Below are 22,895 nucleotides of genomic sequence, written 5' to 3' on the forward strand. Positions count from 1 at the left end.
TTTCCTCTGATAGTTAGCTTCCCTTCGCTGGCATTACCCAGTCTCAGGTTCTAAGAGTTTGTTCTCAGCCCAAGTGGGCACCCCTAGCTTGATTGCTTATCGTATCAGGTTGACGACAAAAATTCTTAATTTGTACAGTTCGTTTCTCTATCGAAAAGATTGATGTCGAAGTGCGATCGATGGTAAAGCTAGCATTCGTTTGAGTTAAAGCATCTCTATCAATAGCTAGGTGAGTTTTCTTGATCAAGATTCTATAAGTAGGCTAGGTGAGTTGTGGCTTGATGGCAATGCAGTAATGGGAGTCGCACTTTTTCGTCCATCGAGTTGCAAATGGAATGAGTCAAACTCTAGACGCTTGGTGGAACGTTCCTATGAATCAACTGATTACAGCAATTTTACAAAATCCCGAAGAAAAAGCAGCGCTTCAGCAGCTTGTGGATCGTTTGAGCCGATCGGAGCAGCGCTATTTCCTCAAAAACGAGATTCTCCAAGCCTTTTTTGAATATTGTCACGAAACGCAAAAGCCTGCTCATTTCTTACATTCTTCGCACATTGCACACTTGATTCAGTACAGCCACGAACTGTTATTGGAAAGCGATCGTATTTGGTTAGTCCTGCGTCCGTGGGTTGCCAGTCAACAGATTTGGGCGATCAATTCAGCCCTGACAGAATGCACCGAAATGCCTCCGAAAGAGATGCTGGAAGCTCGCGATCGATTTGTCGGTCATGCTCAACCAAATTTGTTTGAAATCGACGTTACGTCGTTTTATGAAGGCAGTCCGACGATCGATGATCCGCGCAACATTGGGCAAGGACTTGCTTTTCTCAATCGCTACTTATCCAGTCAAGTTTTAGACGATCGAGAGTATTGGTTTAATCTGTTATTCGATGTGTTGCATCGGCATGAGTACGAAGGCATTCAGCTATTGATCAATGATCGCATTCAGTCCGGTGAACATTTAGCGCAGCAGGTTCGACAAGCAATTCAAATTCTGCGATCGCGTCCTGCTGATGAACCCTATCAAAATATTCACCCAGAGTTACAGCCGCTTGGATTTGAGCCAGGATGGGGCAACACCGCAGAACGAGCGCGCCAAACGTTGGAACTATTGGATCAGTTGATCATCATGCCACAGAGCGCGATTTTAGAGGCATTTGTGGATCGATTCCCCTCAGTGTTTCGAGTCGTCTCCGTGTCGATTCATGGTTGGGTGGGACAAGAAGACTTAGGGCGACCGGAAACATTGGGGCAAGTCGCTTATGTGTTGGATCAAGCCCGATCGCTCGATCGCCAATTGCAAGAGAACATTGAACTCACTGGGTTGAAGATGCTAAACATCCAGCCGCAGGTCATTGTCTTAACGCGATTGATTCCAAACTGTGAAGGAACTCACTGTGCATTGCCTTTAGAGAAGATTGATGGCACTGAAAATGCCTGGATTCTGCGGGTTCCGTTTCGGACATTTAACCCGAAAATTACTGATAATTGGATTTCTAAGTTTCAGATTTGGGGCTATTTGGAGAGCTATGCGATCGACGCTCAAGCTCAGTTACTCAAGCAACTTGGGGATAAACCAGATTTAATCATTGGTAACTATAGTGATGGAAATTTAGTTGCTTCACTCATGGCGCGGCAGCTTAAGGTAACGCATTGCAATATTGCTCACTCGCTCGAGAAGCCGAAGCATTTATTTAGTAATCTTTACTGGCAAGAATTAGAGCCGCAATATCATTTTTCGGCACAATTCACCGCAGATTTGATCAGTATGAATGCGGCAGATTTTATTGTGACTTCCTCGTATCAAGAAATTGTCGGTTCTCCCGATACGTTTGGGCAGTACGAATCCTACAAATGTTTCACAATGCCGCAGCTTTATCATGTGATCAACGGCATTGAACTGTTTAATCCGAAATTTAATCGAGTTCCGCCGGGAGTCGATGAGCGGGTGTTTTTCCCGTACACCGAAACGCGATCGCGCTTCTCCATTGATCGGGTTAATCACCTATTATTCGACGAGCAAGAAGACGCATACATCTTTGGCAAACTCGCCGATCCACAGCGTCGTCCACTCCTCGCGGTTGCACCCCTAACGGCGGTGAAAAATTTATGTGGGCTAGTGGAATGCTTTGGGCGCAGCGATTTACACCAGCGTTGTAATTTAATTCTCGTTACTAATAATCTTCATATTAGAGATGCCATTAATGATCATGAAGCCGAAGAGATCGAGAAGTTGCATCGATTAATCGATCATTACCAATTGCACGAACACATTCGCTGGATTGGTAAACGCCTTTCCAATCCTGATCTCGGAGAAATGTATCGCTGCATTGCCGATCGTCAGGGAATTTTCGTTCACTTTGCTCGATTTGAAGCATTTGGTCGCGTATTGCTCGAAGCGATGATTTCTGGATTACCTGCATTTGTAACCGAGTTTGGGGGAACGACTGAGATTATTGAAAACGACAAGTATGGAGTTTTGATTAACCCGACTGATCTCCAAGGCTCAGCGCGTAAGATCTTAGAGTTTCTCGATCGTGCAGACGCTGATCCAAATTATTGGCAGTCTATGTCAGATCGAAGTATCCAGCGGATTCATGATGAGTACAATTGGCAACATCACACGCAGCAACTTTTACTTCTAACTAAACTTTATAGTTTCTGGAATTATGTCCATCGCGAAAGTCGAGAATCGCTGTTACACTATCTCGACGCTTTGTTCCACCTGATCTACAAACCTAGAGCCGAACTGATTCTGGAACAACACCAAAAACAATAACCCCTGAACATTCTCGCGGAGTTTTGCCCCATGACTCAGACCGATCGCTCCCCTTTGATTTATACCGACTGGACAGTCATCGAAACTCAATTCGATCCAAAGCTGACTAACACCCGTGAAACGATTTTTACGATCGGCAATGGTTATCTTGGCACTCGCGGCAGCTTTGAGGAAGGATTTTCTCGCTCCCAACCGGCGACGCTGATTCATGGGGTGTATGACGATGTTCCGGTGGTTTACACCGAGCTTGTAAACTGTCCCGACTGGTTGCCATTGTTGATCATTGTGGATGGAGAGCGCTTTCGGCTCGATCAAGGTGAGATTCTGAGCTATGAGCGTCAGCTTGATGTCAAGCGAGCGGTGTTGAGTCGATCGATCAAGTGGCGCAGCCCAAGCGGGAAAACGATTTCACTACACTTTGAGCGGTTCGCAAGTCTGGCAGATGAGCATATTGTCGGGTTGCGCTGTCAGATTACCACGGAGCAAGACACCAACATTGAAGTCCAAGCCAGCATCAATGGTTATCCAGAGAACCAGGGCTTTAACCATTGGGAACAACTAGGACAAGGTAAAACAGAGCATGGAGTCTGGCTACAAGTCCGCACCCGCACTTCGCATATTGAACTTGCGATGGCTTCAAGTTTGTCGTTAGATGGTGCAGAAGGGACAGTACAGACAACTAATGTTCCGGGCTATCCAACCTTAACTACAACCTTTGTGGCTCTGGGTGGAAAAACCATTACGATCGAAAACCTGATCACCATCTACACTTCTCGCGACACCGAAGCTCCGGTGAAAGCTGCACAAACAAGGCTTGGTGCATTAACTAACTATCAAACCTTGTTTGATGCTCATGCCCAAAGTTGGGCAGAAGCTTGGCAACAAAGCGACATTGTCATCGAAGGCGATCTTCGCGCTCAGTTCGCTGTGCGCTACAACTTGTTCCAATTGCTCATTGCGGCGGCACGACACAACGATCGTGTCAGCATCCCAGCAAAAACGCTTTCTGGATTTGGCTATCGCGGTCACGTCTTTTGGGACACTGAGATCTTTATTCTGCCGTTCTTCACCTTCACTCAGCCGCACCTAGCGCGAAATCTACTCAGCTATCGATATCACACGATCGAGGGCGCACGTCGTAAAGCTGCTTACTATGGCTACAAAGGTGCGATGTACGCTTGGGAAAGTGCAGATACCGGAGATGAAGTCACGCCTCGCTGGGCGCTTCCGAAAGATCCTTACGGTGAAGACATTCGGATTTGGTGTCGCGATCGTGAAATTCACATTAGCGCCGATATTGCCTACGCTGCATGGTACTACTGGCAAGCTACTAATGATGATGAATGGATGCGCGATTATGGCTGTGAGATCATCTTAGATACGGCTGTATTTTGGATGAGTCGAACTGAATGGAGTACGCAGCATGAACGCTTCGAAATCCGTGAGGTAATTGGTGCCGATGAATATCACGAACACGTTGATAATAATGCGTTCACCAATCGCATGGCACAGTGGCATCTAGAAAAAGCAATTTATATCTATGATTGGTTGAATAAATGTTATCCCGATCGCTTGGAAGACTTGTGCGATCGCTTAAAAATCACGCCAGAACGTCGATCGCGTTGGCAAGACATTGCTAACAATATGTGGATTCCTTATCATTCATCGGGATTGATCGAACAATGCGAAGGCTTCTTCAAGCTCAAAGATATCAATCTGCAAGACTATGAACCGCGCAGCAAATCAATGCAGGAGATTCTAGGAATTGCAGGTGCAGACAAAGCGCAAGTTCTCAAGCAGCCGGATGTATTGATGCTGCTGTATCTGATGCGGCAATCACAAGAGTTTCCTTACTCACAGGAATCTTTAGAAGCAAACTGGAACTACTACGCGCCTCGCACTGATATCACTTATGGATCATCCTTAGGCCCTGCCATTCATGCAATTCTGGCATCGGATCTCAACAAAACGATCGAAGCCTACGATCGCTTCATGCAAGCCGTATTAGTTGACCTCGAAGACACACGCGGCAATGCACATGACGGCATTCACGGTGCATCCGCAGGCGGCATCTGGCAAGCCGTTGTTCTCGGATTCGGCGGTATCCAATTTGGCGATGAACCCTTTGCCCATCCGCATCTCCCCCCTGGTTGGACGCGGCTCAAATTCCGCCTACACTGGCGGGGCAAATGGCACGAATTCGATCTCAAAGCAGAACCCAAACCTTCTAAACCGATCATGACTTCTTCGATTCCTTCTTCCAACATTCAAGGCGCAATCTTCGATCTCGATGGTGTCATTACCGACACGGCAGAATATCATTACCGCTCTTGGCAACGGCTTGCCGACGAAGAGGGGATTCCCTTCGATCGTCAGGCGAACGAAGCCCTGCGCGGTGTATCTCGGCGTGAATCTTTAATGAAAATCATCAGTGGTCGCTCTTTCAGCGAAGAACAAATTCAGCAAATGATGGAGCGCAAAAATCAATACTATGTTGACTCTATCCAAGCCTTTTCACCCAATGATCTGCTACCGGGAGCGCTGAACTTACTGAAAGAATTGAAACAAGCAGGAATTAGAATTGCACTGGGATCAGGCAGTAAAAATGCGCGTCCGGTGCTGGAAAAACTTGGCATTGCTGACCAGTTTGACGCGATCGCAGATGGATATAGTGTTGATCGAGCAAAACCCGCTCCGGATCTGTTCCTCTTTGCCGCAAAAGAACTCGGACTCCCTCCAGAACAATGCGTCGTGTTTGAAGATGCCGAAGCCGGAGTGGAAGCCGCTTTAGCTGGAAATATGTGGGCAGTGGGATTGGGCCCGGTTGAGCGCGTGGGTGAAGCCCATATCGCTCTCCCAAGCTTAGCAGAGGTACATTGGGCGGATTTACTCGCTCAGTTGCAGCAAATTGCAAAAGAAGGCGGTAGAAAAGCAGAATTAATTCGCTAGTTAGGTGTTCTAGCGATCGGAGATTTACTCTTTGATCGCTAGAACAATCTTTGCAAAGTTACATCAAGGCTTTAACACCCGTAGCCTGCACCCGTAAACACAGGTTTAAGCTGATTGCCCTGCAATTCATACACGCTGAAGTTAATTGCTTCATAGCCATTGTTCTGAATCAACACTTCCTGTTTGCCGTCGCCATTTGCATCGAGCGCGCCCAACACTTCATAAGCGCGAGACACTTCACTCGTAGGAACAAAGTAAGGAACAACTTGACTTGCTAATATTTTTGGTTGTGGTGCAGTGTAGCCTAACCAAACATTGGCATAAATCGATTGTACAGTAGCACGATTTGAAGGCGTTACAGGTCTAACGGGTGCTTTTCGCAGTTTGCCGTAGACTTCGGGTTTGCCATCACGATCGAGATCAAACACTTGCATATCCATCAGCGCAACTGAACCTTGCACCGATTTTGCCTGCGGATTTTTAGCGATTTCGCGAGTGCCGATCTGAATCAGGTCTTTACGGTATTGTTGTCTCTGAACAGGCGTTGAACGAACCGGAGTGACGGTAGATGGAACAGATTGTGCGGCAAGGGTAGAGCGCCAAGTCTCGTCAAACTCCTGACCGTTGAAGAAGCCGCTTAACTGTCTTTCACGATCGCGAGGAAGCTGATTGAACATTGTTTGTACATTAGATTGCCCAAGCAGTTTTCCTCGTCCGATTAACAGCGACGAACAAGCAAACTGACTCACGCCTAAGCGATCGATACTAAATTTACCTAGTGAATTGCCCTGAGCATTCACAGCCGTAAAGGTTGGATTGCTGTTGAGGACACTCTTTGCAGCATTGCGTTTGACAATATCGGCTTCTTTGGCATCCTGCCGCATTTGAAGTGTGACATCGAGACTAGCATCACTGTAGCGACCATTCTTGTACTGAACGATCGGATAGATTTCGCCACGATACTGTTGATTTAGATTGTTGCGCTTAACAATGAATAGCCCAATCAGATTGTCTTGACGCGGCGTTGGAGATTGAGCGATCGCAACAGAGCGCGATTCAGTACTTAAAAGCCCACAACTGCCCAACACTAAAGCAGTCCCGACTCCAGCGAAAAGCTTAAGATTAATCATTTTTGTGAATCTATGGTGATGACTTCAGGAAGAGGAAATAGCGTTAGTGTGTGAATTTTGCAACTGGCTGTACATTCATCAACGCCATGCGTAGAACTCTCAACTGCTTTGATGTGAATTGAGTTCTGCATCAACCTCCAGTACATAGATTCAGCGATCAAATCGTAAGTTCCGCAAAGCTTTTTCGGACTCAGCAACCCAGCAATATCCTGCTCTGAAGTGAATCGCATTCTCAAAAGTCGATCCGATCCACTTCGAGAGGTGTGATCACGCTAGTTTTTGTTCAGCGAAAAGACAAAATTGCTGTTGGCGACTTGTCCTGACATTAAGGCTCCCTTGATTGTGCCGTTCAACATCAGCGAAGTATTGCCGCTGAATTTTTCAAGCTTCAGAGTCACTTTGCCGCCTGTTTGCGTACCGCTCAGCTTACCTTGTTGCAACACTCCATTTTCGCCTAAAACTTGCCATGTGCCTTGATAGCCCAATGCACTGCTTTTGATTTGCAACCGCAAAGATGTGACCGCATCATCACCTTTGCTGTGGATTCCGCCTTGCCAAACCCCGATCGCAGATGCAGGCATTGTAAAGCTGTTGAGAGGCTGAACTGGGAACTGTCCTTGCTGTACTGTTTGCGCTTGTGTCGGTTGTAGGGCGATTCCAGTCGTTAAAGTGGTTGCGGTAAACAGTGCGATCAAGGTGTTGCGAGCGTTCATTTGATATCTCCTAAGGTTTGAGTTGTGAAGTGTAAAACGTTGTTGCGTTCTACACTTCACAAGTAGGGCGGAGAAGAAACCTTTATGCACACCCGCTCAGAAAAAATGCAAAATTAAGCTCCCGATCGTTCTGCAAGTTGCTGCCGTAGTTGATCTGCGTTGTTCAGTAGCCCAGTCTGCGCGATCGCGCTTTGCTCTCCAGTTTTCAGCCATTTAAGCTGTACAGTTCCATTCTCTGCTTCAGCATCACCAAGAATCAAACAAGCCGCCGCCCCGGAACGATCGGCGCGTTTAAATTGTTTTCCGAACGCACTGCCGCTCATATCCAACTCGGTTGCAAATCCAATGCGCCGAAGCGATTGAGCCAGTTTTAATGCCTGTGCTTCTGCTTTTTCACCCCGCGACACAATATAGAAGTCGATCGGACTTGCCTGAGTTTGCTGCATTTTCTGCAATAAAATCACAAGCCGTTCTAATCCCATTGCCCAACCGACCGCAGGTGTATCCGCGCCGCCCAATTGCGCCACTAATCCGTCATATCGTCCGCCTGCACAAACGGTTGCTTGTGCTCCCAAATCATCCGACTGAATCTCAAAAACGGTGTGTGTGTAATAGTCCAAGCCGCGAACTAATCGGGCATTGATATTGCAAGGAATTCCGAGATCTTGAAGCAAGGCTTGAACACGATCGAATCTCTGTTTCGACTCTGCACTTAAGTAATCTAAAATGCTCGGTGCATTTTCTAAAATTGCTTGCGTTTGTGCATCTTTGGAATCAAGAATTCTCAGCGGATTTTTGGTCAAGCGAGTTTGAGAATCGGGATCGAGTTTGTCTTTGAATGGCGTAAGAAACTCAATCAATGCAGCGCGGTAATTTTGGCGATCGTCCGCATTTCCGATCGAGTTCAATTGCAGCGTGAGATTCTTTAACCCGATCGATTGCAGAATGTCCGTGGCGATCGCAATCACTTCCGCATCGGCTCTCACATCCCCGCTTCCTAAAACCTCAACACCCAGTTGATGAAACTGCCGTTGCCGTCCTGCTTGGGGACGCTCGTATCGAAACATCGCTCCGGTATACCACAAGCGCTGCACGCCGCCTTGAGCCTGCATTCCGTGTTCGATGTACGATCGCACCACTCCCGCCGTTCCTTCCGGTCGCAGCGTAATCGAGCGATCGCCCCGGTCTTTGAACGTATACATCTCTTTGCCGACCACATCAGTTGCCTCTCCGATGCCGCGCTCAAACAAATCGGTCTGCTCAAAAATTGGAGTGCGAATTTCTTGATAAGCCGCACGCGCCAGCGTTTCACGAGCGATCGCTTCAATTCGTTGCCAGTTGCCGATTTCTTCCGGCAAAATATCCCGCGTTCCGCGAGTCGCTTGAATACCCATGTCCCACAAAATCAAATTCGCTTACTCAGTCTACCGACAAAGTTAAGCATTATGGTTACGACCCCTGACAAATTCCGCTAATAAGGGCTAGGTTCTCGATCGTGCATTACTTGCAAGATGAAAACGTCATTGTCACGAACAACATCGTAAAGACGATCGCCATATTGCCAAATCACGAGATTGAACGTTTATCCCAATTCAATCTCAGGCTAAGCCAGCTAACGGTGAAGTTGTGCGGCGGCAGATAATCTCGGACTCCCACCACCAACCTCTGTTCCGCCCCCACCAACGCATTGTTGGGCTGCGCTGCTACATGACGTTGACTGAGTAGGCACAGATTGCTGTATCCACTGTCGCAATTGTTAAACCATTTTGTAAAGCTTGACAGATAAGCATTCTGTCAAATGGATCACGATGTAATAGTGGCAGTTTAGCCAGTTGAACCACACTAATTTCATCAAGGGCAAGACTGGCAATTTGATGTAGATCGCGCTGTTTGGGTAAATACGTTTCGGGATGCTCCGGCAGAGGCAGCTTGCCCAACTGGTACTTGACAATTGCTTCCCAGACTGAGATTGCACTCAGATAAACCTCATTGTCTGGATCACGAATTGCATCCCGAACATCTGTTAACAACTGGGTATCGCCACTAATGAACCATAGAAAGATGTGAGTATCTAGCAGAATCTTCATTTGCCCTCGAATGCGCTGAGAAGATCTTCCGGCAAAGGAGCATCGAAATCATCTGGAACGATAAACTCACCTGCACATAAACCAAATGGTCTCAATTGTTTGCTACTGGTAATCGGTCTAAGTTCGGCAATAGGCTTGTCAGATCTAACAATGACAAGAGTTTCGCCTGCCTCTACCTGGTGAAGGTACTTCAAGGGATCACGTTGAATTTCATCAATAGTTACATTCAGCATCAGCCTACCTCGGTGTAAATTTGATGGACAAACAAATCTCCAAAACATCAAAGAGTTCAAAGGCTCTCTAGGTAAAGAGTTTTGATCTGAAAGGCAACTTTTCTAGCTTGGGTTAGTGGAATGGGATAGCCAACTGTGTTGTACCCTCTATTGGGAACACTTCTCTTTTGAAGAGTTTTCTGTAATTCCCAAACTAGCACTCTCAGTTTTCCTGGCTTAAAGACAAGAATTTCTTGCTCTGGTATCAGGACGATCCAGTAATCCGCCTGAGAACTCCACCCCCATCCTGGAATCATCTCTTTGTCGTTCGAGATAGTTTCAAAAAAGAGATTGCCTGTCCGTTTAGCCACAAGGTCAAACTTATACTCGATCGTGATAACTGATCCATCTGACCGAGTGATAATTCTGTCTATCCCTGCTTGCTGGTACTTCATCTCGTTAGAGACATCAAGCACTTTGTAGATAGGATATAACCACTGGTCTAAGAAGGTTTCTCCCTCTTGTCCAACTTTGCACTGAGTTTCAAAATCGTATGGTTTAGTTTGCATCGATTTGAGGGATGTAGAGTTGGATACCATCGCTACCTTCTCGTCGAATTGGAATGCCAGCCCACCGTGACACCCAATTCACCAATGCCCGCAAGGAACTGGCTCTGCGAGGATTGGTGGTTCCTCCACAATCACCGAAACTTACCAGAGAAATCACCTCTTGAATTAGTTCTTTAGTGAGTTCTTGATCGTCACGAGTTGTTTTCTCAATAATCATTTGAATTGGGTAGAACCCTAGCAATGCTTCTGCAAGAAGGCGTTCACGAGTTTCCTGATCATCGCTCTGGGCAATCCTTTTCCCTCGATCTGTTAAGACGTAAATGCTTGAAGACTTATTCTCGGTCGAACCTCGACTGGCAAGACCAATCTCCATCACGGGTCGTCCAAGGTAATCTCCTCTCCTAGCCAAATCTTTTTCTTTTTTGGCACCACTACCAAAAGCAACACCTAAAGATTTAGATGTGTTGGTTCCAGAATGAATTAGCGCAACAGTCTTAATGTACTTCTGTGGATCACCGATTTGAGGGATGTAAATGGGCTGTTGCTCGCCTCCACGCAGATCCTGATCTAGAGCAGTTTTCCAATCAATTAAGTGAGAAATCTGCTGGAACTCATAAAACCTGATTTCTTTTCTCGGAACATCAACAGCATAGGTAAGCTGGAAAGTTCTTCCCTTGAGTTCATAAACTAATCCCGAAACACCAGGCTTGATACCACAACAAGCCCCTTCAACTTCACCAGTCTGCTTGAGAATTTCTAGGACAGGCGCAAGTTCCTGCTCTACTGCCAGATCACAGAATGTACTTCTGTCAGAAAGTATCGTCTTAGTTTGAGAATCAAAATACGTAAACTTGAACACTTCAATTAACTCCTCATGCTGCAATAACTAGACCTGAATCTCAGAAGGAACAAACAAAACTTTATCTGCGTCACCAATCAGTGGTAATGAAAGGTAATGCGTGAAGCGAGGCGATACAAATGCCACAACCCGCCTTTTATGAAACGTCAGATAGATACAATCTATTCCACCCAAAAGCCTCTCCCAGGATTCGGTTAGCTGATCACGAAACTCAGTGAGAGGAATCTCTTCACTGTTCTGAATACTAGGTTCTCCCTCTTCTGAATTGAGAGCATCAATATCTTGAAGTGGAAGCAAAAAGGCTGCAACTTCACCATAGTGAGTACATACAATCCGTAAGTTACCCGACTGAACTTGCCGCCTAAGTTTTGGCAGCTTGACTCTTAATTCGGACATCGGGATTTGCTTAAAACTTTTGTTCATGTTTACTTGCCCTTCCCTACACCTCATAATGGCAAATCATTTTGAAACTGTCAATAGTGTCTTACGTTTTTTACATTTTAAGTCTAAACCAGAGAATCAGCAAGGATTGTAGGGTATCTTGCTTTGCGTAGAATAGATGGTTTGCGCTAGATGGGTACTGCGTGCCAACCGAGAACACTCAGGTTGCTGCCCTCACCGATAACCTAAGCAGCTCAACTCTTTTTTAGACAGATTTGATCCGCCTTATTCTGTCTAACTCCTCTAATTCAGGGTTTCATACGGCTTTTCGTCTGGATAAAACTCTGAATCGGGATGATATGTAGAATTTTGTCTGTATATCACTCCGAAATGGGCAGCTATGTAGACGAAATTCTGTTTTCAAGTAAATTATCCAACTCGGTATAGCTGGGTAAGGTCGTGTCGATCGCTTTTCCGTTTCTCAACACAATCCGATCGTGCTGCGATCGCGACAATAACTCCCGATAATTCCGCCCCTTAAATAACACCAAATCCGTAGGCAAACCCACTCCAATTCGTCCCACTTTCGGCAAATTCATTAAATCCGCAGGCGTAGAAGTTATTGCCTTTGCCCAATTCCCAAAGGGATGATCTAACTGAGCAATTTTCACCGATTGGCTAAACACTTCTAACGCATCGTGATCACCATACGCATGAAACGGATCGCGGCAATTATCTGAAGCAATCGCCACCGGAACTTCTGCTTGTTTCAACTCATGTAATAATGTGACTCCGCGCCATCTTGGAGTTTTTCCGGGTCGTCTTCCTTGTAGGTAAAGATTGCACATCGGGAGACTAACAATCCCGATTCCAGCTTCTTTTACGAGTGCGATCGTTCTATCTGCCTCGGTATCTTCTTGAACTGCCAAACTACAACAATGACCGCAAACAACTTTGCCCTGATATTCATGTCGAATTGCGGCTTCTGCGACTCGACGTAAGGTATCTGAGTTTGGATCATCGTTCTCATCCGCGTGAAAATCTAAATTCAAGTTCCGTTCTTTCGCGAGTGAAAAGACGCGATCGATCTGTTGATCAATCTCAGGATTAATGAACGTCACTCCGCCTAAAACTCCAGCAGATTCTGCGACTAAATCTGCAAGTTTTTCTCCTTCAGGTGTTAGAAAATAATCTAATGAAACCAGACAAACGCCTTGTAAAATAATTCGATCTGCCCATTTCTGCCGCAACTCTCGAAACACTTCAAAACTGATCGTGCCTTGTTTACCTGCTGAATCTAAATGTGTCCGAATCGCTTTCGTCCCATGAGCATAGCTACACTTCAGACCAAACTCCATGCGACGATACACATCTTCCGCATCCCAATTCTTCTCCGAATCTGCGCGGACTGTCGCGAGTGCGCTCTCAAAGGTTCCATCTGGATTTGCTGCCCGATTCCAAATATGTCCCTTGTCTAAATGCGTATGCAAATCTACAAAACACGCCCAAACCATTCCACCCTGCAAATCGATCGACGCAACCCCAGCATTGCTCTGAGTTCCCGTAGGAACGATCGCAGCAATCACACCCTCAACAATCTCTAAATCGACGTTTAGCAACTGATCTGATGCCTTCTGCGTCGTCCACAGTTCCTCACCCACCAGCAAACAAGCAGGCACATGGGCATTTCTAATCCAATAGTGATTTGCAGCAAAAATCATAAGGTTTGAGCCATTGCATTCCTCTGATTTTGCCATGCAACTCGAATAAATCCGAGTAAACTAAGAGAGCTTGGAAACCAATGTAAAAAAAGTAACAACCATTATGGAGTGGCACCCGACCGACGCACAAAGCTTAGCCATCATCGATCGAGAAGTGGGTGATCACACTCTATCTCCGGCCGAATATGAAATCGTCCGACGAGCGATTTATGCAACTGCGGATTTTGACTATAAAACCCTGATTTATTTCTCGGATTTGGCGCTGCAATCCGGTGCAGCAGCGCTTGCGGCTCGGACAACCATTATTGTCGATGTGCCAATGGTGCAGGTTGGAATTAATACCAACATTCAAAACACCTTTGCCAATCCAATCTATTGCAGCATGGAGACGATCACTCGTCCCCAGAAAGAGAAAACCCGTGCAGCTTGGGGGATTGAAACATTAGCTAAACGCTATCCAGAAGGAATCTTTGTCGTCGGACAATCTCAAACCGCACTGATGACGCTTGCCGCCCTCATTCAAGCGGAAGAAATTAAACCTGCTTTAGTTATTGCCACGCCGTCCGGGTTTCTCGATGTCGATGCTGCCAAGGCGCGATTGAGTGATTCTCTAGTTCCGCATATTCGCACCGAAGGCAGAAAAGGAAGCGCAGTCGTCGCGGCTGCGATCGTCAATGCCCTCGTGGATCTCGCGTGGCAAGCCTACGGCGGCAATCAAGCAAGTTAACGTCGCCGTCTCGATCGTGGAATCCGTTTTCTCGGTTGCGGTGCTTCAAACTGCTCGTAGCGATCGTCGTACTCCTCGGGTTCATCCCGACGATCGTCGTACTCCTCGGGTTCAATATCGATCGTGTTCAACCGCCGACTCACCGCTTCAAACTCATCGCGACGCAAGTAAGGATAATCGCTCACCCAAACGCCAACGCGACTGACAAACACATCGCTTACTTTAGCAATCCGACTCAAATCTGGTCGATCGGACATCACTAGCATTTCCGCCGTATCTCCAATCCGAATCGCTTGATGTTCGCGCTTAAGCGGCACTTGAATCCGCGTGGCAAATCCTGACTCATCCCCGACTTCTACATTAATCCGCCGCTCTCGATTCTCTGTGACAACCAAATCGCCCCGGTTATTCACACTTTCTTGAGTGCTAACGACTTCATCACTAACGAAGACATCAAACACCTCGCCGCGCAAAAATCCCGCGTACTTATAGCGCCGACACGAGGCATTTCGCGCTGCTGCCAGAACTGCGGGACTCCACAGCCAATACACCAGCGCAAACAGCGACATGAAGAACGTTACACCCTGAAGCACGTCCTGCAATTCGCCTGACGCAAAAAACGCTCGAATTAGCAGCACAGTTGCCAGTGCCGAGATCGAGATCAGCACTCGACGCAGGAAATCAGGAAACTTACCCCAGCAATACTTATACTGAGCGCCAGTCCCCACGAACGGAATCAGATCTTCAAATTTCTTACGGCTTAAAGGAACTAGCATAGGTCAGTCGATCGACAAACAAAACGGCGTTCCTTCAATTCTAGACTGGAGGAAAAGCACTGGTGCGATCGACTAAACGGCTTGCGCTTCAGAAGGCGCTGATTCCAGAGCATTGTTCAACTCCTGACGCGCCAAATAATCCGCTAATTGCGCCTCAATTTTAGTACGGACTGCTTGACGATATTCCAGGAAATGCTCATTCAGCGCACAAACCGAGAAGTAATGTTCTACAACGGTTGGATTGTGTTTCAGAATGCTGAATAAGTGGTGCCAGAATTTCCAGCGCGTTTCTCTCACGACCCCTTGTCGCCAACAAACAGTGAGAAATGCTCGGATAACCTTCCAGGTCACTTTTCTTAATTTTGCAGAATGTCTTGGCGCTCCCAGTTTCAGGAAGTGGCGATAGGTGCGATCGAGATAGTTCACCGGATCATACAGCCGCCAAAATCCATCGATATATTCTCGCGTCACTTCCTCTAGCGGACGAGTCGGCACAAAGTTCATCAGCGTGGTTTGATTCAGGTTGGCGTTGTCTTCGACTAAGCGACCTTCTCGTTTTAAGCGATGCCAGAGTGCGGTATCGGGAAGGGCTTGCAGCATCGAGAAAATCGCGATCGGGATTGTTGTTTGCTCAACAAATCGCACAATGCGATCGCCCGCTCCCGATGTTTCGTTATCAAACCCGATGATGAAGCCTGCCATCACTCGCAGTCCTGTTCGGGTGATCGCATCGACTGCATCAGACAGGGAATTGCGTGTATTTTGATGCTTACTGGTCAGCGTCAAGCTCGATTCATCTGGCGTTTCAATTCCCAAAAATACGCCATTAAAATTACATTCGACCATCAGATCCATCAGTTCAGGATCTTGTGCTAAATCGACCGAAGCCTCGGTGCTGAGATGGAACGGATACTCGTGCTCTGCCATCCAGTCTTTCAGCGCTCTCAACAAGAGTTTGACGTTGCGCTTATTGCCGATGAAGTTATCGTCCACCATGAAAATCGATCGTCTCCAGCCCAATTCATATAAACGATCGAGTTCGGCTAGAAGTTGCTCTGGGCTTTTTGTGCGCGGCTTACGCCCATAGAGAACAATGATGTCGCAGAATTCACACTGAAACGGGCAGCCCCGCGAGAACTGCACCGACATATTATCGTAAGCTTCAAAATCCAGCAGATCGAATCGAGGAATCGGAGTAATGGTCACATCCGGTCGATCGCCCTCAGATCGATAAGTCCCTTGTGTTTCTCCGCGCTGAATCGCTGCGACAAACTTCGGCAAGGTAATTTCGCCTTCATCCAAAATTAAATAATCCGCTTCTGCGACTTCTTGAGGCAGTGCCGTTGCATAAGGGCCTCCAACTGCCACACGCTTTCCACGCCGCTTCGCTTCTCGAATCTGCGCTAACAGATCTCCTTTCTGCACAATCATTGCCGACAGAACCACCAACTCTGCCCAGTCCCAGTCTGCCTCAGTCACCTCGCGAACATTGCGATCGACCAGCCTAAATTCCCAGTCTTGCGGCAGAATTGCTGCCACTGTAATCAGTCCAAGCGGCGGCAGCATCGCTTTCCTGCCCACAAGCTCTAACGCTTTTTCAAATGACCAGAAACTTTGAGGAAACACTGGATACAGCAGTAAAACACGCATATTGAAGCTGTGGCAATTCTTTCAAAAACGAATCAAAAGCTGTCGCAAGCTTATCTTGATCTTTCTGTTGACTTCTCAGACTTCGTATTTCGTAACAGTTCTGCAGGAGTTCTGCAAGGTTTTGTTAAAACTTCTCAACTCCACGGGAAGCTCTGCCTGATCTCTTTGAGGTGAGCCAGCCATTTGATTAACTCTTGCTCACTCAATCGCTGTTTCTCTGGAAAAAGTTGCGCCAGTTCTGCGGCAGGTCTTCCGGTTTGCTCCACCCACGCCTTGATCAACACTTCTCGATCGACCAACACCCCTCCAAGTCCTAACGATCGCTGGATCTGCAATTGCTCTTCACGCCCAACCACATCCACAACAAACTCACTCCGTCCCGCTTTGTACAACACACTTGCTAGAGCTTGCGTATACGCCTCGCTATCATTCACACGAGAGGCTTCAATCGGTTGTGCCTGTCCAAACCTGCGATTCTTTGCCCAAACCAGCACGATCGAGAGCACGATCGCCTGCAAAAGCACCACGGATAGAGGTGTTCCGAGCAAGTACCCTAACCAACTTTGCTGACTTTCAGTTTTGGCAGTTTCATCGCGGTAGCCGTGCAGGTATTCATCAATCCAAATCTTTTTTCCAGTTACTAATTGCGCCAGAAACGGAAAATTTCCTGGCTCATCTTGATACGCATTAGCCGCTAAAAAAGGCGTTACGGCATAAATAATTCGACCTTTTCCCTTGGGTTCTTCCCAAACGATCGACCCAAAGCGATCGCCCAACAATTGTTTAATTCTTTTATCGCTCGTCAGTCGTCTAGAAGTCTCAATTTTTACCAAGCCTCGATCGCTCTCGTGCTGCGTGGAAAATCCCGCCTCAGTTGCTGCTAGATCGCGTCCGCCTAGAACAATCCAAGTATTGCCGCGATCGATCCAGTTCAAATCGGGATTCGCCATTCCAAGCCCAGAGGGATCAACCTGGATCATTGTGTTTCCCGTGCCCGAAATTTGCTCAATCTCACGGATTGTTTTCCGCCACCGCTCAACCGGAGTTCCCTGACGCTGCATATAGGCATACCAAGCTCCGTAGCCATCCGGGGAACGACTGAACGTAGAGCCGCTGCTAATTCGGTTGCTTCTGGGTGCAATAAACAGGGTTAAGCTGATGATCACAGCAAGCGCAATCAGCCCGAAAACCAAACGTCGATCGAGTTTTTTCATCACGCCATTTTTGCCATATCAACCGTTGCGCGTTCAATGTTGCCATAGGCGCGTTGGACTCGATCGAACATTTCCGCTGAAATTGGCGTATCGCTAAAACAAAGCAACTCGTGAGTTTCAAGTAACATTTGATACGACTCAGCTTGAGGCAGTAGTTGCACCAGCCGGGAATATTCGCGATCGGTACGGCTTTTGTCGATCGTAATCAGCTTCGTCTCATTCAACCGCTGCAGCATCGCCATATAAAGCGCCCTAGATGCTTCTCGGTAATTTCCCTGCTGTTGAAATTCCTGAGCAGACTTTACCCAGCCTGCGATCGTCCGCTCTTTTTCAGGCTGGGAAGCGGTGAGATCGAAAAACTTCGCAATCTCAGCTTGATTTCGATTTAGATAAGCGTGAACCCAGAGATAGATTTGAAATCCCAACCAAGCGACAGCCAAACTGACAAGCACCCAAAAACCTGCCTCTAGCCACCAAGACGGGAACCACCAATTTGGCGCATCGGGCAAATTCGGAGGCTGAACCTGTGGAAATCGTAATTCAATCCACTCGCCCACCCGCCGAAAAAACTGCTGGATTTGCCAATTAAAATCGCTTCTCTGGAATTGCTCAGCCGCCATCAGAAATTACTTGGTAAAGCTACTGACCACCCATAAAACCAGAAAAGTTACCAAACTGATAAAAATTTCGTTCGGGGGCAGCATCGGTACAGAGGGCTGCAACAGCGTATAGGCAACTCCACCGATCGCAAACCCCAGCAACAAGCCCGCTACCCCTAGCAGCACCGCTCGCCCTAACTTCCGCTCTTTGCGGAAGAGAAAATACAACGCTGTTCCCGTCGCCAGCGCCATCGAAACTTGCAGCACCTGATCAGTGGGATAAAGATATACAAGCGTGCCTAGTCCCACCATTGCCACCCCAGGAAACGCGATATCCTGAGTGCTCGGCTGATCGATCAAGCTCATCAACCACTGATTCGATTTTGAGGCTGGAGCGGGAGTTTCAGTCGGAGTCGCTTGCACTAATTTCTCTGGAAATCGAATGCGATCGGGCACTTTGATCTTGCCTTCTTGGCGCAATCGAAGTCGCTCCATCAGCACAGAATCATATGCTGCTTCCACTTCTGCGATTTTTCGCTGATCACCTGCTAATTCTTCAACCAAACGGGCACGAGCCGTCTGAATCTCTTCAAACGTCGCACCTTCAGAAACGCCTAACTTTTCATACGGGCTTTGGGCACTCATGGGCTTGTTACTCCACCTTCTCTACCAAAGTAACCTAGCTGCATTGGGGATTACAACTAGAGTGTAGACGATGTGTTCCCGACTTGGAGATAAGTTTTCTGATCCAACTGGATCACCGCTTTCTCTGTAAAGCGCGATCGCCGCGCTGTAATCAATGTGCGTATTCCCTACTTCTAGTTTAGATTCGACCGTAAAATTGCGGAAACTTTATCAAACCAGGATATTCTAATCAAAAGCTAAGGCATACTAATGCTGATGACAAATTTCTTCTGTGTAAAACAGAAATAGGAATTTTTTCTTAAACGCCCGATCGCTCCCTTCTCAATTTACTTTTAACGCAAGGTTATGGTCATGGCTCCAGCCAAGATACTCGTCGTGGATGATGATCCGGCAATTCGGAATCTCGTTCATCGCTTCCTTACCAAGCAAAGTTATCAAATGGAATCTGCCGAAGATGGCAAATCCGCGATGCAAATTTTTGAGCAGTTCAATCCGGATCTCGTCATCCTAGACGTAAATCTACCGGATGCGAACGGCTACTCGCTCTGCCAGGAGATGCAAAGCCGCACCAACGTTTTTGTCTTGATGCTGACCAGCCGGACAGATGAGGCAGATAAGGTACGTGGGTTCGCGCAGGGAGCAGATGATTACATCACGAAACCGTTTAGCTTGGTGGAGCTAGGTGGTCGAGTTGGCGCAATTCTCAAACGTCAACGGATTGTGACCACTGCCGAGCAGCAATGTCTCGCTTTTGGAGGATTGGTCATTGATCCGGTACGGCGTGAAGTGAAGCTGAATGATGAAATTGTGCCCCTAACCGCGCTAGAGTTCGATTTGCTCCACTTTTTAGCGGCGCATCCCGGACGAGTTTGGCGACGGGCGGAATTGATTCAGGAAGTTTGGGATTACGAGTATGTCGGCGATCAGCGAGTAGTCGATGTTCATATCGGACAGATACGCAAAAAGATCGAGATTGATACGAGCCAGCCTGCTTTGATTCAAACGGTTCGGGGTGTCGGTTACAAGTTTGAGTCGCCTGCGGCAGTTAGCTAGGGCAAAAAACTCAACTCAATATAAAACCGGGGAAAGCTTTTGCAAGCCCCGGTTTTATTGTTTACAGATTTAATAAGTAGATGAACAAAATTAAGTTCCGCATTGGGTTTGGGCTTCGGCTGCGCTCAGCCTACAGTAATCTGGCTTTTGAGCGTTGAGCGCAGCCGAAACGCGGCAACCCATTCTGTCTACCTACTTGCATTAATTTAGCTGAGTGTTTGCAATGATCTCTACAACACGATCGTTCTTCAATCGAAGCATCAATAGCGAAGCGTTCGCATCATTGCTGTAAAAGATTCTGTCCTGAATCGTCGTGCTGGGTGTTCCATACACTCGCGTGACTTTACTGCGACGATCGCCCACTCGAACATCTTCTAGTGTGGCAACTTTGGCGCTCCGGGTTGAGATGGAATAGACCGATGCGTTGCGCGCTTGATTGGCTCCTTCTGGTACTTCCAACCGGACTTCAAACTCTGCATACTGCCAGCGCAGCAGTACCCCACAACAAGGAGACTTCTCTGCTTTCATGTTCAATGGCTTACCCAGCCTACGCTGCACTTCAGAGGCTTTCATTCCCAGTTGGATTCCGCCAATACCCATTCGGGAGAAGGAAAATTCTTGCACTGGGGAGGTGGGAACAGGCGCGGAAAATGCGATCGTTGGCGGAGCCGCGATTGTAGCAATGGTAAGCACAACTCCTGGAAGAAGCGCTCTGTAATTTGAAGGCATCATCTGGCGTATAGGGTGTTGAGGAATGCTTCAATCTGCGATCGACCCATTCCTCAACACCCTACAAACGGTATTGTCGAAAGACATCGCTCGCCGCCCGATGCACGATCGAATGCCGATAAACGAGCGCATCCATGTCTTCGGCATATCCGCCTCCAATCACACAAGCAACCGGATAGCCTTGCGAAACGCAGGTGGTTAAAACTTGCATCTCCCGACGATATAAGCCTGAATCTGTAAGTGCGAGTTTGCCTAAACGATCGCCCCAATGCGGATCAACGCCTGCGTCATACAGCACTAAATCTGGCTTGATTTCAGATAGTAAATCGGGTAAATATTCTGCCAAGGTTTGTAAGTATTCATCGTCTTCCATGCCTTCTGCTAACGGAACATCTAAATCACTTTGCTGTTTTGTTCCAGGAAAGTTAATTTCGCAGTGCATAGAGAATGTAAAAACACTTGGATCAGATTGAAAGATAAATGCCGTACCATCGCCTTGATGCACATCTAAATCGACAATTAAAATTCTTCTAACTAGGCCTAATTTCTGTAAGACACGAGAGGCGATCGCTAAATCGTTAAAAATACAAAATCCCGACCCATAATCGGGAAAAGCATGATGAGTTCCACCCGCAGTATTACAAGCTAAACCATATTGCAGAGCAAGTTTGGCAGTGAGAATTGTTCCTCCGACTGCGGTACAAGTCCGATTCACCAATTCAGGACTCCAGGGTAAACCGATGCGCCGCTGCGCCCTCGCATCAAGGGTTCCAGAGCAGTAAGCGCGGACATATTCGGACGCATGAACGAGTTCGAGCCAAGTTTGTGGTGGACATTCAGGACGGTGAAATTGTGCGGGATCAGCGACTCGATCATTTAGAAGCATCTCGTAAAGTTTCTTAAATTTCTCCATTGGAAAGCGATGATCCCGCGGCAACGGTGCAACGTAATTAGGATGGTAAATTAGGGGCAAATTCATGCAAAAAAACGATCGATTTCTATCTGTAGTTTTGTTAAAAAATTGCGTTCATTATTGCTATTTGTAAGACTTTCTAGAGTAGTAGACGTTTCATCCTTTAGACTGATTCATGACTTAAACCCGTCTTATACCCGCACTATGGCTCATTCAAATTGGCACGACTATTTGAACCTTGCTTCGTTCTTTGCCAGCGTCCTCGGACTCTATGTTTTGTGCAATAAAAAGCAAGCAGAGACAGAAGACGCTGATATTGCCGATCAGGTTCTATTTTCGATGGCGTTTGCCTATTGGATTGTACATTGCGTCGCGATTGGGGCACAGAAATGGATTTGCCCAGATTGGGAGGTTTGTATGCTGAGCCTCAAGTGGACAGGCGTAATTTCCTACCTCCTCACCTTCTCCTGCGCGCTGAGCCTACCGCTACATCGAATCGCCTCGACTCAACAGCAAGCGGAATAGTGACTTGAGCGAGCGGTTACTTCCCGTTCAGCAAGGCGATCGCGCTTTCAAGCTGATCTTGGTTCAGCGTCGTGAGAATGAAAACCTCTTGAACTGATTTACCTTGACGCGCAATCGCCTTGAACCCGCCCCTGATGGGCACAGAAATTTTGAGCTTAAACTGGGGAGAATGAGAGCGCACCGACCCGATTACCGCTGGCGTAACGGTCTGGATTCCCTCCACCTGGATTAGCTTCTCAAGCATTGCAATCAACCCCGGAATGTAGGTCGAATGCGTCAGCACCAGCCGCCCCGGTTTATTTTTCATGCTTGCTCCAAGGGAGCCATCGTTAAGCCCTCGACAGTTAACTGCATATGATAGAGTTCTGCTTGTTCCAGTGGGCCTGTCCAGACGATCGCTTGTCCTTCAAAATGCACTTGATTGGTCAGCTTCCAGGCGCGATCGCTGGTCATTTTTGGAATATACTGCATCAGGCATTTGGCGACGTGCTCAAATGTGTTGAAATCGTCGTCCAGAACGATTACCTTGTAGTTCGGATAGGTTTGGCGAGTCGTTTGACTGGTTTTCTCAAGAGTCGTGCCCCCCGCCGTCATTGAAGCTGAATTGACAAAAACGCTCGTCATAACTCTCAGTAAGGGCTTAATTCACTAAATTTATTACCAAAT

At 47.2% G+C, this 22,895-nt stretch carries 23 protein-coding genes and 1 riboswitch; of the genes, 5 read left to right on the forward strand and 18 right to left on the reverse strand.

Translation table 11 applies throughout. The annotated features are described in order from the left end of the window. Positions 1-2: 2 nt before the first annotated feature. Positions 3-95, reverse strand: a riboswitch (TPP riboswitch). Positions 96-371: 276 nt separating this feature from the next. Further along, positions 372-2,777, forward strand: coding sequence for a sucrose synthase (locus tag H6F51_22890; GenBank protein ID MBD1825319.1), 2,406 nt, complete (start codon positions 372-374; stop codon positions 2,775-2,777). A gap of 30 nt (positions 2,778-2,807) precedes the next feature. Continuing rightward, the gene (gene pgmB, locus H6F51_22895) at positions 2,808-5,726 is read left to right on the forward strand and encodes a beta-phosphoglucomutase (GenBank protein ID MBD1825320.1); all 2,919 of its coding nucleotides are present in this window, start codon (positions 2,808-2,810) and stop codon (positions 5,724-5,726) included. A gap of 71 nt (positions 5,727-5,797) precedes the next feature. Here the strand turns inward: pgmB and H6F51_22900 are convergent, their stop codons facing one another. The 9 genes from H6F51_22900 to H6F51_22940 form a co-directional block, all read right to left on the reverse strand. Beyond that, the gene (locus H6F51_22900) at positions 5,798-6,856 is read right to left on the reverse strand and encodes a hypothetical protein (protein ID MBD1825321.1); all 1,059 of its coding nucleotides are present in this window, start codon (positions 6,854-6,856) and stop codon (positions 5,798-5,800) included. A gap of 272 nt (positions 6,857-7,128) precedes the next feature. Beyond that, positions 7,129-7,569 (reverse strand): hypothetical protein, encoded by a 441-nt coding sequence (locus tag H6F51_22905; protein MBD1825322.1) that lies wholly within the window; start codon positions 7,567-7,569, stop codon positions 7,129-7,131. A 113-nt stretch (positions 7,570-7,682) separates the two neighbouring features. Then, on the reverse strand, positions 7,683-8,963 hold the full coding sequence (locus H6F51_22910) for a histidine--tRNA ligase (GenBank protein MBD1825323.1): 1,281 nt from the start codon (positions 8,961-8,963) through the stop codon (positions 7,683-7,685). Positions 8,964-9,272: 309 nt separating this feature from the next. Next, positions 9,273-9,656: a type II toxin-antitoxin system VapC family toxin gene (locus H6F51_22915; protein ID MBD1825324.1), complete on the reverse strand. Its 384-nt coding sequence runs from the start codon at positions 9,654-9,656 to the stop codon at positions 9,273-9,275. Next, positions 9,653-9,889: a type II toxin-antitoxin system Phd/YefM family antitoxin gene (locus H6F51_22920; GenBank protein MBD1825325.1), complete on the reverse strand. Its 237-nt coding sequence runs from the start codon at positions 9,887-9,889 to the stop codon at positions 9,653-9,655. Before H6F51_22920 ends, H6F51_22915 begins: the two co-directional genes overlap by 4 nt. 56 nt (positions 9,890-9,945) lie before the next feature. Continuing rightward, positions 9,946-10,437, reverse strand: a complete 492-nt coding sequence (locus H6F51_22925; GenBank protein ID MBD1825326.1) for a hypothetical protein — start codon at positions 10,435-10,437, stop codon at positions 9,946-9,948. Then, positions 10,427-11,296 carry a hypothetical protein gene (locus tag H6F51_22930; protein MBD1825327.1) on the reverse strand — a complete coding sequence of 290 codons (870 nt, stop codon included), beginning with the start codon at positions 11,294-11,296 and terminating at the stop codon, positions 10,427-10,429. Before H6F51_22930 ends, H6F51_22925 begins: the two co-directional genes overlap by 11 nt. Before the next feature lie 27 nt (positions 11,297-11,323). Next, complete coding sequence (locus tag H6F51_22935; protein MBD1825328.1) at positions 11,324-11,719, reverse strand: prevent-host-death family protein; 396 nt, start codon at positions 11,717-11,719, stop codon at positions 11,324-11,326. 356 nt (positions 11,720-12,075) lie between these two features. Next, complete coding sequence (locus tag H6F51_22940; protein ID MBD1825329.1) at positions 12,076-13,398, reverse strand: cytosine deaminase; 1,323 nt, start codon at positions 13,396-13,398, stop codon at positions 12,076-12,078. 103 nt (positions 13,399-13,501) lie between these two features. Between H6F51_22940 and H6F51_22945 the strand changes: the two genes are divergently transcribed. After that, positions 13,502-14,125, forward strand: a complete 624-nt coding sequence (locus H6F51_22945) for a precorrin-8X methylmutase (GenBank protein ID MBD1825330.1) — start codon at positions 13,502-13,504, stop codon at positions 14,123-14,125. Here H6F51_22945 and H6F51_22950 read toward each other — a convergent pair. From H6F51_22950 to H6F51_22970, 5 genes are all read right to left on the reverse strand, one after another. Continuing rightward, positions 14,122-14,901 carry a phosphate ABC transporter permease gene (locus tag H6F51_22950; GenBank protein MBD1825331.1) on the reverse strand — a complete coding sequence of 260 codons (780 nt, stop codon included), beginning with the start codon at positions 14,899-14,901 and terminating at the stop codon, positions 14,122-14,124. The genes H6F51_22945 and H6F51_22950 overlap by 4 nt on opposite strands. A 72-nt stretch (positions 14,902-14,973) precedes the next feature. Beyond that, the gene (locus H6F51_22955) at positions 14,974-16,551 is read right to left on the reverse strand and encodes a DUF4070 domain-containing protein (protein ID MBD1825332.1); all 1,578 of its coding nucleotides are present in this window, start codon (positions 16,549-16,551) and stop codon (positions 14,974-14,976) included. Between the two features lie 134 nt (positions 16,552-16,685). Further along, positions 16,686-17,765: a DUF4350 domain-containing protein gene (locus tag H6F51_22960; protein MBD1825333.1), complete on the reverse strand. Its 1,080-nt coding sequence runs from the start codon at positions 17,763-17,765 to the stop codon at positions 16,686-16,688. Continuing rightward, positions 17,765-18,385 (reverse strand): DUF4129 domain-containing protein, encoded by a 621-nt coding sequence (locus H6F51_22965; protein ID MBD1825334.1) that lies wholly within the window; start codon positions 18,383-18,385, stop codon positions 17,765-17,767. Before H6F51_22965 ends, H6F51_22960 begins: the two co-directional genes overlap by 1 nt. A gap of 6 nt (positions 18,386-18,391) precedes the next feature. Beyond that, the gene (locus H6F51_22970; GenBank protein MBD1825335.1) at positions 18,392-19,009 is read right to left on the reverse strand and encodes a CPP1-like family protein; all 618 of its coding nucleotides are present in this window, start codon (positions 19,007-19,009) and stop codon (positions 18,392-18,394) included. A gap of 351 nt (positions 19,010-19,360) precedes the next feature. Between H6F51_22970 and H6F51_22975 the strand changes: the two genes are divergently transcribed. Next, positions 19,361-20,062, forward strand: a complete 702-nt coding sequence (locus tag H6F51_22975) for a response regulator transcription factor (protein MBD1825336.1) — start codon at positions 19,361-19,363, stop codon at positions 20,060-20,062. A gap of 201 nt (positions 20,063-20,263) precedes the next feature. Here the strand turns inward: H6F51_22975 and H6F51_22980 are convergent, their stop codons facing one another. Both H6F51_22980 and H6F51_22985 read right to left on the reverse strand, forming a co-directional pair. Then, positions 20,264-20,755, reverse strand: a complete 492-nt coding sequence (locus H6F51_22980; protein MBD1825337.1) for a hypothetical protein — start codon at positions 20,753-20,755, stop codon at positions 20,264-20,266. Between the two features lie 97 nt (positions 20,756-20,852). Next, a complete protein-coding gene (locus H6F51_22985; GenBank protein ID MBD1825338.1) occupies positions 20,853-21,770 on the reverse strand; it encodes a histone deacetylase in 918 nt (305 codons plus the stop codon). Between the two features lie 138 nt (positions 21,771-21,908). Between H6F51_22985 and H6F51_22990 the strand changes: the two genes are divergently transcribed. Then, positions 21,909-22,229, forward strand: a complete 321-nt coding sequence (locus H6F51_22990; GenBank protein ID MBD1825339.1) for a hypothetical protein — start codon at positions 21,909-21,911, stop codon at positions 22,227-22,229. Positions 22,230-22,245: 16 nt separating this feature from the next. Here H6F51_22990 and H6F51_22995 read toward each other — a convergent pair whose 3' ends face one another. Together H6F51_22995 and clpS are read right to left on the reverse strand one after the other, a co-directional pair. Then, positions 22,246-22,536 (reverse strand): metal-binding protein, encoded by a 291-nt coding sequence (locus H6F51_22995; protein ID MBD1825340.1) that lies wholly within the window; start codon positions 22,534-22,536, stop codon positions 22,246-22,248. Then, positions 22,533-22,853 carry an ATP-dependent Clp protease adapter ClpS gene (gene clpS / locus H6F51_23000; protein MBD1825341.1) on the reverse strand — a complete coding sequence of 107 codons (321 nt, stop codon included), beginning with the start codon at positions 22,851-22,853 and terminating at the stop codon, positions 22,533-22,535. The genes H6F51_22995 and clpS overlap by 4 nt, the downstream gene beginning before the upstream one ends. Positions 22,854-22,895 lie beyond the last annotated feature (42 nt).

The organism is Cyanobacteria bacterium FACHB-DQ100, from assembly GCA_014695195.1.
Lineage (GTDB): Bacteria > Cyanobacteriota > Cyanobacteriia > Leptolyngbyales > Leptolyngbyaceae > Leptolyngbya.

What these genes read in the sequence shown, in the direction of transcription:
- clpS (MBD1825341.1), bottom strand. Translation starts at nt 22,853, where the DNA reads ATGACGAGCGTTTTTGTCAATTCAGCTTCAATGACGGCGGGGGGCACG.
- H6F51_22920 (MBD1825325.1), bottom strand. Translation starts at nt 9,889, where the DNA reads ATGCTGAATGTAACTATTGATGAAATTCAACGTGATCCCTTGAAGTAC.
- pgmB (MBD1825320.1), top strand. Translation starts at nt 2,808, where the DNA reads ATGACTCAGACCGATCGCTCCCCTTTGATTTATACCGACTGGACAGTC.
- H6F51_22890 (MBD1825319.1), top strand. Translation starts at nt 372, where the DNA reads ATGAATCAACTGATTACAGCAATTTTACAAAATCCCGAAGAAAAAGCA.
- H6F51_22950 (MBD1825331.1), bottom strand. Translation starts at nt 14,901, where the DNA reads ATGCTAGTTCCTTTAAGCCGTAAGAAATTTGAAGATCTGATTCCGTTC.
- H6F51_22985 (MBD1825338.1), bottom strand. Translation starts at nt 21,770, where the DNA reads ATGAATTTGCCCCTAATTTACCATCCTAATTACGTTGCACCGTTGCCG.
- H6F51_22990 (MBD1825339.1), top strand. Translation starts at nt 21,909, where the DNA reads ATGGCTCATTCAAATTGGCACGACTATTTGAACCTTGCTTCGTTCTTT.
- H6F51_22955 (MBD1825332.1), bottom strand. Translation starts at nt 16,551, where the DNA reads ATGCGTGTTTTACTGCTGTATCCAGTGTTTCCTCAAAGTTTCTGGTCA.
- H6F51_22935 (MBD1825328.1), bottom strand. Translation starts at nt 11,719, where the DNA reads ATGAACAAAAGTTTTAAGCAAATCCCGATGTCCGAATTAAGAGTCAAG.
- H6F51_22995 (MBD1825340.1), bottom strand. Translation starts at nt 22,536, where the DNA reads ATGAAAAATAAACCGGGGCGGCTGGTGCTGACGCATTCGACCTACATT.
- H6F51_22940 (MBD1825329.1), bottom strand. Translation starts at nt 13,398, where the DNA reads ATGATTTTTGCTGCAAATCACTATTGGATTAGAAATGCCCATGTGCCT.
- H6F51_22915 (MBD1825324.1), bottom strand. Translation starts at nt 9,656, where the DNA reads ATGAAGATTCTGCTAGATACTCACATCTTTCTATGGTTCATTAGTGGC.
- H6F51_22945 (MBD1825330.1), top strand. Translation starts at nt 13,502, where the DNA reads ATGGAGTGGCACCCGACCGACGCACAAAGCTTAGCCATCATCGATCGA.
- H6F51_22965 (MBD1825334.1), bottom strand. Translation starts at nt 18,385, where the DNA reads ATGGCGGCTGAGCAATTCCAGAGAAGCGATTTTAATTGGCAAATCCAG.
- H6F51_22905 (MBD1825322.1), bottom strand. Translation starts at nt 7,569, where the DNA reads ATGAACGCTCGCAACACCTTGATCGCACTGTTTACCGCAACCACTTTA.
- H6F51_22970 (MBD1825335.1), bottom strand. Translation starts at nt 19,009, where the DNA reads ATGAGTGCCCAAAGCCCGTATGAAAAGTTAGGCGTTTCTGAAGGTGCG.
- H6F51_22925 (MBD1825326.1), bottom strand. Translation starts at nt 10,437, where the DNA reads ATGCAAACTAAACCATACGATTTTGAAACTCAGTGCAAAGTTGGACAA.
- H6F51_22960 (MBD1825333.1), bottom strand. Translation starts at nt 17,765, where the DNA reads ATGAAAAAACTCGATCGACGTTTGGTTTTCGGGCTGATTGCGCTTGCT.
- H6F51_22975 (MBD1825336.1), top strand. Translation starts at nt 19,361, where the DNA reads ATGGCTCCAGCCAAGATACTCGTCGTGGATGATGATCCGGCAATTCGG.
- H6F51_22910 (MBD1825323.1), bottom strand. Translation starts at nt 8,963, where the DNA reads ATGGGTATTCAAGCGACTCGCGGAACGCGGGATATTTTGCCGGAAGAA.
- H6F51_22900 (MBD1825321.1), bottom strand. Translation starts at nt 6,856, where the DNA reads ATGATTAATCTTAAGCTTTTCGCTGGAGTCGGGACTGCTTTAGTGTTG.